This is a genomic window from Peribacillus sp. TE19612 (genome assembly GCF_056279465.1).
This window is the reverse complement of sequence record NZ_JBWCCL010000005.1, coordinates 1-13,649: the sequence shown is the minus strand read 5'-3', so window position 1 is coordinate 13,649 and position 13,649 is coordinate 1. Positions and strand designations below refer to the sequence as shown.

Here is a 13,649-nt window from a genome sequence, read left to right as displayed (position 1 = left end):
TCGTACCCTGGTGGAAACGCAGCGCCCCCAGAAGAATCAGGATTCCGGGCCAACATTTTTTTGGGGGGATCCCAAAACTCCTGTTATGAAAGTAAGGATGGCCAAGATGGTGTCAGGATTTTCGATGTCGAAGGATTGGCGGTTCATTTCGCCCTGGGCTTGGTAATAGATTAGCTGCCCGGTTCCTTTCTCTTCATTAATGCGAAGGTGGAAACTGATGGGTGTGCTTTCGATCGACCCGCTGGAATCCCTTTGGATGACCTGGCATAATAATTCACCGTACTCATCTTCATAAAGGAAGTCATATCGAAGGTCGAAAACGACCTTTTCAATTTGGGATAGTAATAATTTTTTGATATTCATAGCATACTCGTCTCCTTTATATATGTATCTGGTACAACGGCCATTTCCTCCCTGAAAATGGTATATAGCATCCAAGCATTTTTATTGTCTAAAAAGGTTGGTTTGGATAAACTAATTCATTAGGACAAGAGATTACGGAGGATGTAACAGGATGAGTGATGCAATTCAAGTGAAACAGCTTCGGAAGGAATTTAAGTCGGCATCAAGCCGTTCAGGGCTAAAGGGTGCCTTCCGGGATTTACTTACCAGAAATTATAAGGTCGTCCCTGCCGTCAATGATATCAATTTTACTGTAAAAAAGGGTGAGATGGTAGCTTATATCGGGGAAAATGGTGCAGGGAAATCGACCACGATCAAAATGCTGACAGGTATTTTGGAACCGACAGCAGGCGAAATCACGGTCAATGGCATGAATCCACATAAAGAGAGGGAAAAGTTCACTCAGACTATCGGAGTCGTATTCGGTCAGCGCTCACAGCTTTGGTGGGATATTGCAGTTCAAGAATCGTTTAGGCTGCTAAAAAAGGTCTATAAGGTAACGGATGAACAATATAACGATCATATGGAACATGTCATCAAGACGCTTGATATCGGTCCTTTGCTGGACAAACCAGTGCGTAAACTCTCGCTTGGTCAGCGAATGCGCTGCGAACTTGCGGCAGCCTTGATCCATAATCCGCCTTTGCTGTTCCTGGATGAGCCGACAATTGGACTTGATGTGCTCGTGAAAATGAAGATTCGTGAGTTCCTGAAAGAAATCAATGAGAAATATAATACGACAATCCTTTTGACCACCCATGATTTAGGGGACATTGAAGCATTATGTGAGCGTGTAATCATGCTTGATGAAGGGCAAATCATCTATGATGGGGAATTGCAGAGTTTGAAAGATAACTGGGCTGAGGAAAAACAGATCCATTTTCAATTCATCGAGCCGATCGCATTGAAGGAATTACAATCATTAGCGCTCCCATTTACCGCTAACTGGGTTTATGATGAGAAAAGTCAAACTTACATTGCCTTGTTGAAAGAAGAAGGTGATCATATTTCACAGCTTGTTTCAGCTGTCGTATCTCATTTTAAAATAAAAGACATCAAAATACATGAAACGTCCATTGAAGAGATCGTTCGCAATATTTACGAAGAAGGCACTGTCTGACTCTCTTATCATTAAGAAACAACGTGTCTATCAAGAAGGGGGAGGGCCATGGGGAAGTATCTTGCCATGATCCGCATGCGTTTTTTAATGATGCTTGCGTATCGAACGGATTATTATACTGGCATTTTAATTTATAGCATTAATATCGGTGCTTATTATTTCTTATGGAATGCGATATATGGAGAAAAAAGCTCCATCGAAGGACTTTCAAGCATGCAGATGACAACCTATGTCGCAGTTGCATGGATGGCGCGCGCTTTTTATTTCAATAATATTGACCGCGAAATCGCCACTGAGATTAAAGACGGCAAGGTTGCCATTGAGATGATCCGGCCTTATAACTATTTAGGCATGAAAACGATGCAAGGACTTGGGGAAGGGATATTCCGTTTCTTCTTCTTCTCGATTCCGGGGATGCTGCTGGTAGCTTTCATTTTTCCTATCGAATTGCCGCATGAGCCGGCTACGTGGGGGATGTTCGGCATTTCATTGCTGTTCAGCTTCATCATCAATACACAAATTAACTTATTGACGGGAATCACTACCTTTTTCTTATATAATAATGCCGGATTAATCCGCGCTAAAAGGGTTATCATTGATTTATTTTCCGGTCTGCTGCTGCCCATCAGTTTCTACCCGATATGGGCGCAGGAAGTGATGAAATATTTACCCTTTCAAGGGATCAGCTATGTACCAAGCATGATTTTTACGAACGGTTACAGTTCAGGCGAAATTGGCATGGCGCTTTTACAGCAGTTAATTTGGTGCATCATTCTCATAATACCGATTCAGCTTTTATGGATAGTCGCAAAAAAACAGCTGATTATTCAAGGAGGTTGACGGGATGTTTTATGTATCGATGTTTTTTCAATATGTGAGTCAATATATGAAAACAAGATTGCAATACAGAGCGGATTTCTTCATGGAAATCCTATCTGACCTGCTCAATCAGGTCGTGAATCTGGTATTTATCTTAGTCGTTTTTGGACATACCCAATTTTTAAGCGGCTGGAGCCGTGAAGAAATCATATTCATTTATGGGTTTTTCCTTATCCCATTCGCCCTTTTTTCAGCCTTTTTCAACATCTGGGACTTTAATGACCGCTATATCGTCAAAGGTGAAATGGACCGGATATTAACAAGACCGATCCATAGCCTGTTTCAAGTCATTTTAGAAAGAATCGAACTTGAAGCGTTATTTGGTGTTGTGACCGGTTTGATCATCATATTCTATTCGGGGATTTCATTGGATCTGCAGCTTGCGTGGTATGACCCGATTCTTTTCATCATTTTTGCAATAGGCGGTGCCCTTGCCTATGCAGCCATATTCGTTGCGATAGCAAGCATTGGGTTCTGGTCGGATGCGAAAACATCCATCATGCCAATGATGTACAATATCGGGAACTACGGGCGCTATCCTGTTGATATTTATAATAAGGTCATCCGTTTTGTCCTTACATGGGTGCTGCCATTTGCGTTTGTCGGTGTCTATCCGGCATCTTATTTCCTAAGAAAAGAAGAGTGGTATGCATATGCATTTGCCACACCTGTAATTGGGGTTGCCTTTTTCGTGATATCCGTTTTCATATGGAATCAGGGAGTGAAGAGGTACCGCGGGGCAGGGAACTGAAAGAACCCCTTCAACAGCATTCATGTTGAAGGGGTTTTTGTTTAGTTCCGTTTTTTCTTTCTTTCGATATATCTTGCTTGGGCTTGAACATATTGCTGTTTTTCCTCTTCCGTTTCCGGAATGACCTGAGGTACGTTTGTCGGCTTACCGTCTTCATCAATGGCAAGCATCGTTAAAAAAGCGCGTGCCGTTAGCTGTTTTTCACCTGTTAATAGGTTCTCACGTTCCACTTTCACGAATACCTCCATTGATGTGCGATGAGCACAGGTGACATAAGCTTCAAGGTTGATCGCGTCCCCTGTTTTGATGGGGGCCAAAAAATCAAAAGAGTCGCTTGAAGCAGTCACAACGGGTTTTCGACAATGGCGCATAGCGGAAATGCAAGCTATTTTATCAACATAGGCCATTACTTTTCCGCCAAAGATGGTATTATGATGATTTGTATCCGGTGGAAAAACAAGGTCGGTTAAAAAAGTCCGTGACTGCTGTGTTGGATGGGCAACGTTTTTCTCAATCATTTGCCTGTTGGTTTACTAAAAGGTTTTCACGGACGATTTTTGCTGCTTCGACCATGTTTTTCAGGGAAGCGACGGTTTCCGGGATACCCCTTGTTTTCAGGCCGCAGTCGGGATTAATCCAAAACTGGTCTTTATCCAATACCTTTATGCCCCGTTCAATCATATCGACCATTTCTTCCACTGCCGGCACACGAGGGCTGTGAATATCATACACCCCCAGGCCAATGCCTTTTTCATATGTTTTTTCCTCGAATGCGGAAGCGAGCTCCCCATGACTGCGGGATGTTTCGATGGAAATTACATCGGCATCGAGGGAGGAGATGACGTCCATGAAACTGTTGAAGTCGCAATAGCACATATGCGTGTGAATTTGGGTTGTATCCTCCACGCTTGATGTGGATATCAAGAATGAATTCACTGCCCAGTTCAAATACTCGTCGCGATCGCTTTTTTTCAATGGCAGACCTTCTCTAAGTGCAGGCTCATCAACCTGAATCATTTTAATTCCAGCAGATTCCAAGGCAATGACTTCTTTTTCCAAAGCGAGCGCCAGCTGATAGCAAACATTCTCCCTGGAAATATCATCACGGACAAATGACCAGTTCAAAATCGTAACAGGACCTGTCAGCATTCCCTTCACCGTCTTCTTCGTCAGTGATTGTGCGTATACACTTTCCTTGACTGTCATCGGTTCGATGAAATGGATGTCGCCGTAGATGACTGGCGGTTTCACACAGCGGGACCCATAGGATTGTACCCAACCCTTTTCTAAAAAGACGAATCCGCCTAATTTATGGCCGAAGTATTCAACCATATCCGTCCGTTCGAATTCCCCGTGAACGAGAACATCCAAACCGATTTCTTCTTGGATTTCGATCCACCTGCCGATTTCTTCGTTAACGAATGTTTCATATTGCTGGGCTGTCCATTCTCCTCTATTGAATTTCCCGCGTGCTTGTTTAACTTCAAATGTCTGCGGAAAGCTGCCGATTGTAGTCGAAGGGAGAAAAGGCAATTTGAAAAATTCCTGTTGTTTTTGGTAACGGTCTTTAAATGGAAGCTGACGGCCGGCGGTCCTGGTTTTAACCTTTTCGACATTGGATTGTACAGACCCGTGATTACGGACATTTGAATTGGCTAACGTTTGAATCGTAAATATATTGGCATCGACTTTTTCGGCGATTGCTTCAATGCCTTGATTATTCCCTTTGACCAAAAGTGTGATTTCCTCAAGTTTCTCATCAGCGAAAGCAAGGGCCTCTTTCACTTCTTTTGAAAGGGCGGTTTCATTACGAACGGTCACCGGGACATGAAGCAGGGAACAAGAGGGCTGTAGCCAGATTTGGTCCTCGGCTACCTGTTTCTTAAGTGTCTCGATCAATTCGATTTTTTGGGATAAATCAGATAGCCAAATGTTTTTTCCGTCAATCACACCCGCTGCAAGCACTTTGTCCTTCGGGAAACCGAATGCCTCAAGGTTACTTAAATTCCTCCCTTTATCATGTACAAAATCAAGACCGATCCCTTGGACTTGTAATTCGATGACTTCTTGGTAATGTTCCACCGCATCAAAGTATGTTTGTAGCATGATGTTCAGGTTTGGTGCTGCTTCATTCAGTTTTTCATAGAGGTAAGTAACGGTTTGCATATCATCCTTGGAAATGGATGAAACAAGGGAAGGTTCGTCCATTTGAACCCACTTCACGCCTTCTTGCTCCAACTCCCGCAGGATTTGCGTGTATAGGGGAAGCAGGCTCAGGATGATGCCAGGGATTTCTTGTTTATTGAAGCCTTTTGAAAGGGAGAGGAAAGTATAAGGTCCGATCAAAACGGGCTTTGTTTCGATTCCTAGCTTTTCCTTGGCTTCCCGATATGCTGTAAGTGGTTTATTTTCTGTTAAAGTAAGCTGTGCCAGTTTTAATTCAGGGACAATATAGTGATAGTTCGTATTGAACCATTTCGTCATTTCGGAAGCGACTTCATCATTGTTTCCGCGGGCCATTGAATAATAAACGGAAAGGGGGACGCTTCCGCCTTCATATGCTGAATAACGTTCAGGAACAAGACCGAACATGACGGACATATCGAGCATTTGATCATAAAAAGTGAAGTCGTTGACAGGGATGATATCAATGCCTTGTTGCTTCTGTTTTTGTAAGTTGCCTAAACGGATGGCTTTTAGTTGTGACGTAAATTCCGCTTCATCGATTTTACCGGACCAGTAAGCTTCCAATGTACGTTTCCATTCACGATCTTCCCCGATTCGAGGGTAACCCAAACTGCTGCTTTTCAAAATTCCCATCCTCCTACATTCATTTGTTCGAACAATAAAAAAAGCATTCCTAACCGTCAAAAAAGAAAGTTAGAAATGCTTAAAATAAAGAGGCATGCAAAATGCCCCTTACAATTATAAGGTCCCTAACACCTCCCTATCTCCCGTAGGTTAAAACAGTGTTGTCGAGATAGGCAGGTCTCCTGACTTAGGGAATATCATTAGCGGCTGGCCTTCCCGATCCGTTGATCAGTGGCATATTGATTGACGCTAACATTCCCATTACAGTGGCGGGACCGTGCCGGAATTACACCGGACTTCCCTTTTAATCCTAATGAAAATTAGGAACCTATTTCCACATATGAAATTTTGCAAAACCTGCCTTGTTAATTGTTTGCAGGTCAAATATTTATAAAATAAAAATTATTATAAAAATTTAGACAATCTTAACATATCCGACCAAAAGGGTCAACATGGAAAAAAGATTCGGGAAAGTTTCCGTTTAAAGTTTGTCGGTGATAAGGCTGATTCCTAAAAAAGAATATATTGTTTGGACAGGGAGTATGTATAGAGGGAGTGGCGTTTTGAAATGGGGCGTGGGGGATGACTTTCTACATCTTGATTGCAGGAATCATTTTTTGCATGGTGATGAGCATTCGTACGTTATTTCTTGTTGAGTCGGGAGGAAAGAAGTTTTCTCTTGAGGATATGCTGTGGCTTGGCAATTTATATGCGACGATATTAGTTGGATTTGCACTGATATATTTATTATACGAGCTTCAGAATCATTCGGTGATTCTTGATATGGGCAATCGGTTGGATGGGACTTTCTATGAACAATTGAAGACTTCTTTTTATTTTAGTGCGATGACGATGTTTTCTGTAGGGTATGGAGATATAGCCCCGATTGGCATGGGCAGGATGATAGCTACCATTCAGGCCTTCATTGGGTATACACTGCCGGCAGCGTTCGTGATTCGTACGGTGATCGATCTGGAGCAGAAAGATAGGAAGGATAAATGAAAGTTGTGTTTCTTTCGATTATTGGGTACTCTTACCATAATGAAAGAAATGGAGGGTTCAATATGACTGTTAAAATTGGAGAAAAAGCACCTGATTTCAAACTCCCTGCAAACAATGGTGAAATGGTTTCCCTATCGGATTTTAAGGGGAAAAACATTGTTTTATATTTTTACCCAAAAGACATGACGCCAGGTTGCACGACGGAGGCCTGTGATTTCCGGGACCATAATGAGCAATTCGAGGAATTGAACGCGGTCATCCTTGGTATCAGCCCAGATCCAGCGGCACGTCATGAAAAATTCATCGAAAAACATGGATTGCCTTTTCTGCTGCTGGCTGACGAAAATCATGAAGCAGCTGAATCATTTGATGTTTGGCAATTGAAAAAGAACTTCGGCAAGGAGTATATGGGCATTGAACGTTCAACTTTCCTGATTGATAAGGTTGGAAATGTAGTCAAAGAATGGCGTAAAGTAAAGGTTAAAGGCCACGTCGAAGAAGCGCTTGAAACTCTTCGCGAACTCGAAAAATAAGGGATAGGCAGATGAAGGATGAGAGGATAACGAAGCTTGCAGCCAGGCTGATTCATCATTCGATACAATTACAGCCTAAAGAGAGAATCCTCATACGGGGGCATATCAACACGAAACCATTATTGAAAGAGTTGATTGATGAAATATACAGAGTGGGTGCTTATCCATATGTGGAACTCGAGGACGATGAGATAAGCCGCCACCTGTTACTAGGGAATGTGAAGGAGCAGCTTGACACAGCTTCACAATGGGCCTTGAAGAAATATACGGATATCGATGCGGTCATCATCATCACTGGGGAAGAAAACAATGCGGAAATGACTGATGTTCCCATCGAGAGGCACCGTCTTCAAGGGGAGGCCATGAATTCCCCTACACTTTTTTATGTAAACAACCGACGTTGGGTCTTACTTAATTACCCCACCAAGGCATCAGCGCAAAAAGCCGGCATGACCTTCAATAGGTACGAAGACTTTCTTTTGAACGTATGCACAATGGATTACGGGAAAATGGAGGCGGCTTTGAAGCCGTTAAAACAATTGATGCAACGTACTGACAAAGTCAGGATCGTTTCACCAAGGACAGATTTGACCTTTTCCATCAAAGGCATGACGGCCGTCATATGTGCCGGAAAAAAGAATTTACCGGATGGGGAAGTATTTACGGCACCCATAAAAGATAGTCTCAATGGAAGGATATCCTTCAACACACCCACAACCTATGAAGGAATCACCTTTAGTGACATAGAATTAAACTTCAAAAAGGGGAAAATCATTAAAGCGACTTCCAATCGTGACCCTGAAATGAACCAAATCCTGAATATTGATGAAGGGTCCCGGTTTATAGGGGAGTTCGCTATTGGAATCAATCCATACATATTGGAACCTATGGACGATATTTTGTTTGATGAGAAAATAAGCGGGAGTCTGCACTTGGCTCTTGGGCTTGCCTATGATGAAGCGGATAATGGAAACCGGTCATCGATACATTGGGATATGGTCTTGATACAGCGTCCGGAATATGGGGGCGGTGACATCTATTTCGACGACGTCCTGATCAGAAGGGATGGCTTTTTTGTTTTGCCGGAATTACATGCATTAAACCCAAATTCTTTAAAATAAAGCCTTTTTTAATAAGGGTAAGGCTTTTGTCCAACTCAAAAAGGGGACACCCGAATATGCTTTATTAAGGGAATACCTCCTCAGAGAAAGTTGCGCGGGACACATAGAGCCCGTGTTTTTTTATGTTAATTAAAAGGGAGAGATAAACATGTTAATACTTTCGACTGTCATTCCGAATGAAGGTATCCAAACGAAAATAATGAAAGCTTTTCCTGATTTGAACTTCATTTATCAAAAAGGATGGAAGGATGGGCCGCTTCCTGAAGCGGAAATCTTAATTACATATGGTGAAGATTTAACTGAAGAAATCATTGGGAAAGCAGCGAACTTGAAATGGATCATGGTCATGAGTGCAGGGATGGAACTAATGCCATTTAAAGCCATCGAGGAACGAGGCATTATAGTGACCAACGCTAGAGGCATTCATAAAATCCCGATGGCCGAGTATACGATAGGGATGCTTTTGCAATATGAAAAGAAATTGAAGCTGCTTATGAAGAATGAAAAGGAAGAATTGTGGGATAGAAAGATTGAAGTCGGGGAATTGAATGGCAAGACTATGCTCGTAATGGGTGTGGGTGCAATTGGAGGGGAAGTGGCTCGACTTGGGAAAGCCTTTGGGATGAAGACGATAGGAATGAACCGGAGCGGGAAACCGGTGGAATCCATCGATTACCTTTATGACCTGGAGCATTTATTGGAAGCCATACCGGGAGCCGATTATATTGTATCCGTCCTGCCAAGTACGGATGAAACGAAGGGCCTTCTGCAAAAAGAACACTTCAAAGCCATGAAAGAATCTGCAGTATTCGTGAATATTGGCCGCGGCGACCTGATTAACGATGAAGTGCTGATCGAAGCCCTGGATGCCGGGGAATTGTCTCATGCCATCTTGGATGTATTTGATCCGGAACCTTTAGGAAAAGGGCATCCGTTTTGGAGGATGGAGAATGTTACAGTCACACCGCATCTTTCAAGTGAAAGCGGAGAATATTTACCAAGAACCTTTGCCATATTCGAAAAAAATATGCTTGAATACCTGAGAGCTGGAAAAGACTTCACCAACGTAATCGACTTATCTAGGGGATACTAAACCCAATGCAAAAATGGGAAAGAATCAAAGTCTTCATGAATAAACTAAAAAAGAATGGTTAAGCCATTGAATTATTGACAAATTCAACGCATAAAAGGTACACTATTTATAAACATTATAATTTAAGAATGCATACTTAATGAGAAAAAGAGGTGGATGACGGTGTCTGAAGTTCAGTTAAAAGAAGCGTTGGATTCCTTAAAAGATACCGGTGTAAGAATAACTCCTCAACGCCATGCGATACTTGAGTATTTGATAAGCTGCATGTCCCACCCTACCGCTGATGATATATATAAAGCGCTGGAAGGCAAGTTTCCGAATATGAGTGTGGCAACGGTTTATAACAACCTGCGTGTGTTCCGTGAGGTAGGTTTGGTAAAAGAACTTACGTATGGTGATTCTTCGGCAAGGTTTGATTTTGTGACGACGAATCATTATCATGTAATTTGCCAAACTTGCGGGAAAATTGTGGACTTCGATTATCCTGCTTTGGATGAAGTCGAGCATTTCGCAGCACAAGTCACTGGTTTCAATGTTAGTCACCATCGGATGGAAATCTACGGCGACTGTATGGATTGTGCGAAAAAAGAATCGCATTAAAAAAAGTTCCTCCACTTGGTTGGAACTTTTTTTTCATGTTATGAAGAAATGATACAATTGTTAAAGCCTTCTTGAAAGGGAATTCAGCTAATCGACTTAGTCATGCAGGCTTTTTCGGTTATATTTCTCATTGAATTCTTCGCCTTCCAACTTTTTGTCAAGTGTCAATGGTTCTTCACAATGCATGCAAATATCTACACGTCCTAGTATTTTTGTAGGTTTGCTGCAGTTAGGGCAGACAACCTGGATCGATTTTGTAGAAAGCATTCCAATCCAGAAATAAACCCCTGTGCTTGCGATTATGAATAAAAGGCCCAGCCCCATGAAAATCGTCATGACAACAGGATGTGTTTTGAAGAAAAGCCCAAGGTACATTACGATAAAGCCAATGAAGATCAAACTCAAAGCAAAAGTGCGTATTTTATTGATTTTGCTAGAATATTTAGCCATGGATTGTCCCTCCTAAAATATAACTTTAACTATAACATAAACAATGGATGGAACAAAAAAGAAATAAAGGATACATATTACTTTTGAATTGAAATGGTTTGGGGTAAGTGAACTAAGCAGGAATTTGAAGAGTTTTGTCGAAAATCTAAAAAAAAGGTTTTGGAGGAATTTATGATGGAAGATATCCTTCGCCCGATTTATCAAGAGCGAGCAAGTTTAAAATCTACACTTGGAATCTTGTTAGTAGAAAAAAGAGATGATAATAGCCCGATTACCGATACGTTTGACTACATCCTTTTTGTAATTGCAGACGAAGCAGAAGAGGCCGTGTTTTTAAAACATTACACATACCAGGATAAAAAGGCGGCCCTGCATATCGTAAAGGAAGACCAATTAAAAGAATGGCTCCTATTAGGCACGAACCGCAAAGTGGTTGACTGGATATATAATGGGAAGGTCCTTTTTGACCGGAATGAATATTTGGATCGTTTGAAAACCGAAATCCGGGAGTTCCCCTTCTATGGAAGGAAGTTAAAGATGGGGATGGAGTTCGCGAAGTTAATTCGCAGGTACATGGATGGGAAAAGCTTCTTTGAAAAGGGCCATCATCTTGAGGCATACAATCATATCGTTCATTCCCTGCATCATTTGGCCCGTTTGGAGATAATAGAACAGGGCTTTTATCCGGAGGTTACTGTCTGGAACCAAGTGAAGCATATGGAACCTGAAATTTACAAGTTGTACAAAGAATTGATCAGCAGTGAGGAAACGCTCGAAAAAAGATTGGAGCTTCTATTCCTTGCGAGCGAATTTCTTATATATTCGAGGACGAATGCAGGTTCACAGCATTTGGTCGAAATAATGGGGATGAAAGAAGATCCGTGGACGATTGCGGAGCTTATGGAGCATCCGGAAGTTAAGTTTTATTCAGTCGACCTAGGCGTTTTATTGGAATATTTGATAGAGAAGAAGGTAATCGACGTCATCAAAGCGGAGACAAAAGGGCACGATGTATATCATCGGTTTTATCGTGTATCAAAAAACTTTTAAAAAAATGCATTTTTATTGTTGACCAATAATAATATAGGTGTTATATTAATACATGTCGCTGCGGGACATCAGCTTTCGCAGCTTCATCAAAACAAAAAAATTAAAAAAACATGTTGACAACAGAGTTGAAAACATGATAAGATGTAAAAGTCGCTTACGAAGTAGACAACATCGAAATTGCTCTTTGAAAACTGAACAAAACAAAGCGCCAACGTTAAATTTTAAGTGAGCACACACTATCAAAAAAGCAAATGAGCAAGTCAAACATTTCTTCGGAGAGTTTGATCCTGGCTCAGGACGAACGCTGGCGGCGTGCCTAATACATGCAAGTCGAGCGAATCGATGGGAGCTTGCTCCCTGAGATTAGCGGCGGACGGGTGAGTAACACGTGGGCAACCTGCCTATAAGACTGGGATAACTTCGGGAAACCGGAGCTAATACCGGATACGTTCTTTTCTCGCATGAGAGAAGATGGAAAGACGGTTTACGCTGTCACTTATAGATGGGCCCGCGGCGCATTAGCTAGTTGGTGAGGTAATGGCTCACCAAGGCGACGATGCGTAGCCGACCTGAGAGGGTGATCGGCCACACTGGGACTGAGACACGGCCCAGACTCCTACGGGAGGCAGCAGTAGGGAATCTTCCGCAATGGACGAAAGTCTGACGGAGCAACGCCGCGTGAACGAAGAAGGCCTTCGGGTCGTAAAGTTCTGTTGTTAGGGAAGAACAAGTACCAGAGTAACTGCTGGTACCTTGACGGTACCTAACCAGAAAGCCACGGCTAACTACGTGCCAGCAGCCGCGGTAATACGTAGGTGGCAAGCGTTGTCCGGAATTATTGGGCGTAAAGCGCGCGCAGGTGGTTCCTTAAGTCTGATGTGAAAGCCCACGGCTCAACCGTGGAGGGTCATTGGAAACTGGGGAACTTGAGTGCAGAAGAGGAAAGTGGAATTCCAAGTGTAGCGGTGAAATGCGTAGAGATTTGGAGGAACACCAGTGGCGAAGGCGACTTTCTGGTCTGTAACTGACACTGAGGCGCGAAAGCGTGGGGAGCAAACAGGATTAGATACCCTGGTAGTCCACGCCGTAAACGATGAGTGCTAAGTGTTAGAGGGTTTCCGCCCTTTAGTGCTGCAGCTAACGCATTAAGCACTCCGCCTGGGGAGTACGGCCGCAAGGCTGAAACTCAAAGGAATTGACGGGGGCCCGCACAAGCGGTGGAGCATGTGGTTTAATTCGAAGCAACGCGAAGAACCTTACCAGGTCTTGACATCCTCTGACAACCCTAGAGATAGGGCTTTCCCCTTCGGGGGACAGAGTGACAGGTGGTGCATGGTTGTCGTCAGCTCGTGTCGTGAGATGTTGGGTTAAGTCCCGCAACGAGCGCAACCCTTGATCTTAGTTGCCAGCATTCAGTTGGGCACTCTAAGGTGACTGCCGGTGACAAACCGGAGGAAGGTGGGGATGACGTCAAATCATCATGCCCCTTATGACCTGGGCTACACACGTGCTACAATGGATGGTACAAAGGGCTGCAAACCTGCGAAGGTAAGCGAATCCCATAAAGCCATTCTCAGTTCGGATTGCAGGCTGCAACTCGCCTGCATGAAGCCGGAATCGCTAGTAATCGCGGATCAGCATGCCGCGGTGAATACGTTCCCGGGCCTTGTACACACCGCCCGTCACACCACGAGAGTTTGTAACACCCGAAGTCGGTGAGGTAACCTTCATGGAGCCAGCCGCCTAAGGTGGGACAGATGATTGGGGTGAAGTCGTAACAAGGTAGCCGTATCGGAAGGTGCGGCTGGATCACCTCCTTTCTAAGGATAATTACGAG

The 13,649-nt window shown here is 43.2% G+C and carries 13 protein-coding genes, 1 rRNA gene and 1 riboswitch; of the genes, 10 read left to right on the top strand and 4 right to left on the bottom strand.

What is annotated here, in order from left to right; all coding sequences use genetic code 11:
* Positions 1 to 36 precede the first annotated feature (36 nt).
* Entirely contained in the window at positions 37 to 363 is a 327-nt protein-coding gene (locus ACZ9AO_RS10280; protein WP_258249766.1) for a hypothetical protein, read from the bottom strand.
* Between the two features lie 151 nt (positions 364 to 514).
* Between ACZ9AO_RS10280 and ACZ9AO_RS10275 the strand changes: the two genes are divergently transcribed.
* From ACZ9AO_RS10275 to ACZ9AO_RS10265, 3 genes are read left to right on the top strand one after another with little or no spacing between them, the layout of a single operon-like run.
* Positions 515 to 1,522, top strand: a complete 1,008-nt coding sequence (locus tag ACZ9AO_RS10275; RefSeq protein WP_072272420.1) for an ABC transporter ATP-binding protein — start codon at positions 515 to 517, stop codon at positions 1,520 to 1,522.
* A 48-nt stretch (positions 1,523 to 1,570) separates the two neighbouring features.
* Entirely contained in the window at positions 1,571 to 2,362 is a 792-nt protein-coding gene (locus tag ACZ9AO_RS10270; protein ID WP_072272421.1) for an ABC transporter permease, read from the top strand.
* 4 nt (positions 2,363 to 2,366) lie between these two features.
* Positions 2,367 to 3,152, top strand: coding sequence for an ABC transporter permease (locus ACZ9AO_RS10265; RefSeq protein ID WP_048678294.1), 786 nt, complete (start codon positions 2,367 to 2,369; stop codon positions 3,150 to 3,152).
* A 41-nt stretch (positions 3,153 to 3,193) separates the two neighbouring features.
* On the opposite strand, the gene ACZ9AO_RS10260 is transcribed toward ACZ9AO_RS10265, so the two are convergent.
* Positions 3,194 to 3,670 carry an acyl-CoA thioesterase gene (locus tag ACZ9AO_RS10260; protein WP_054397787.1) on the bottom strand — a complete coding sequence of 159 codons (477 nt, stop codon included), beginning with the start codon at positions 3,668 to 3,670 and terminating at the stop codon, positions 3,194 to 3,196.
* Entirely contained in the window at positions 3,663 to 5,972 is a 2,310-nt protein-coding gene (metE, locus tag ACZ9AO_RS10255) for a 5-methyltetrahydropteroyltriglutamate--homocysteine S-methyltransferase (protein ID WP_476109007.1), read from the bottom strand. Before metE ends, ACZ9AO_RS10260 begins: the two co-directional genes overlap by 8 nt.
* Positions 5,973 to 6,118: 146 nt before the next feature.
* A riboswitch (cobalamin riboswitch) is annotated at positions 6,119 to 6,310 on the bottom strand.
* Positions 6,311 to 6,545: 235 nt separating this feature from the next.
* Here metE and ACZ9AO_RS10250 point away from each other — a divergent pair.
* The 5 genes from ACZ9AO_RS10250 to perR all read left to right on the top strand — a co-directional run bounded on the left by ACZ9AO_RS10250 (position 6,546) and on the right by perR (position 10,312).
* Positions 6,546 to 6,965 (top strand): potassium channel family protein, encoded by a 420-nt coding sequence (locus ACZ9AO_RS10250; protein WP_034305333.1) that lies wholly within the window; start codon positions 6,546 to 6,548, stop codon positions 6,963 to 6,965.
* 62 nt (positions 6,966 to 7,027) lie between these two features.
* Positions 7,028 to 7,498 carry a thioredoxin-dependent thiol peroxidase gene (gene bcp / locus ACZ9AO_RS10245; RefSeq protein WP_048678326.1) on the top strand — a complete coding sequence of 157 codons (471 nt, stop codon included), beginning with the start codon at positions 7,028 to 7,030 and terminating at the stop codon, positions 7,496 to 7,498.
* Positions 7,499 to 7,509: 11 nt separating this feature from the next.
* Positions 7,510 to 8,619 (top strand): aminopeptidase, encoded by a 1,110-nt coding sequence (locus ACZ9AO_RS10240; RefSeq protein ID WP_476109006.1) that lies wholly within the window; start codon positions 7,510 to 7,512, stop codon positions 8,617 to 8,619.
* 148 nt (positions 8,620 to 8,767) lie between these two features.
* On the top strand, positions 8,768 to 9,712 hold the full coding sequence (locus tag ACZ9AO_RS10235; RefSeq protein WP_476109005.1) for a D-2-hydroxyacid dehydrogenase: 945 nt from the start codon (positions 8,768 to 8,770) through the stop codon (positions 9,710 to 9,712).
* Positions 9,713 to 9,868: 156 nt separating this feature from the next.
* Complete coding sequence (gene perR, locus ACZ9AO_RS10230; protein WP_034305329.1) at positions 9,869 to 10,312, top strand: peroxide-responsive transcriptional repressor PerR; 444 nt, start codon at positions 9,869 to 9,871, stop codon at positions 10,310 to 10,312.
* A 96-nt stretch (positions 10,313 to 10,408) separates the two neighbouring features.
* Here the strand turns inward: perR and ACZ9AO_RS10225 are convergent, their stop codons facing one another.
* Complete coding sequence (locus ACZ9AO_RS10225) at positions 10,409 to 10,762, bottom strand: YgzB family protein (protein WP_034305326.1); 354 nt, start codon at positions 10,760 to 10,762, stop codon at positions 10,409 to 10,411.
* A 174-nt stretch (positions 10,763 to 10,936) separates the two neighbouring features.
* On the opposite strand from ACZ9AO_RS10225, the gene ACZ9AO_RS10220 reads away from it, so the two are divergent.
* On the top strand, positions 10,937 to 11,812 hold the full coding sequence (locus ACZ9AO_RS10220; protein ID WP_251541569.1) for a nucleotidyltransferase-like protein: 876 nt from the start codon (positions 10,937 to 10,939) through the stop codon (positions 11,810 to 11,812).
* A gap of 269 nt (positions 11,813 to 12,081) precedes the next feature.
* A 16S ribosomal RNA gene (locus ACZ9AO_RS10215) occupies positions 12,082 to 13,632 on the top strand.
* Positions 13,633 to 13,649 lie beyond the last annotated feature (17 nt).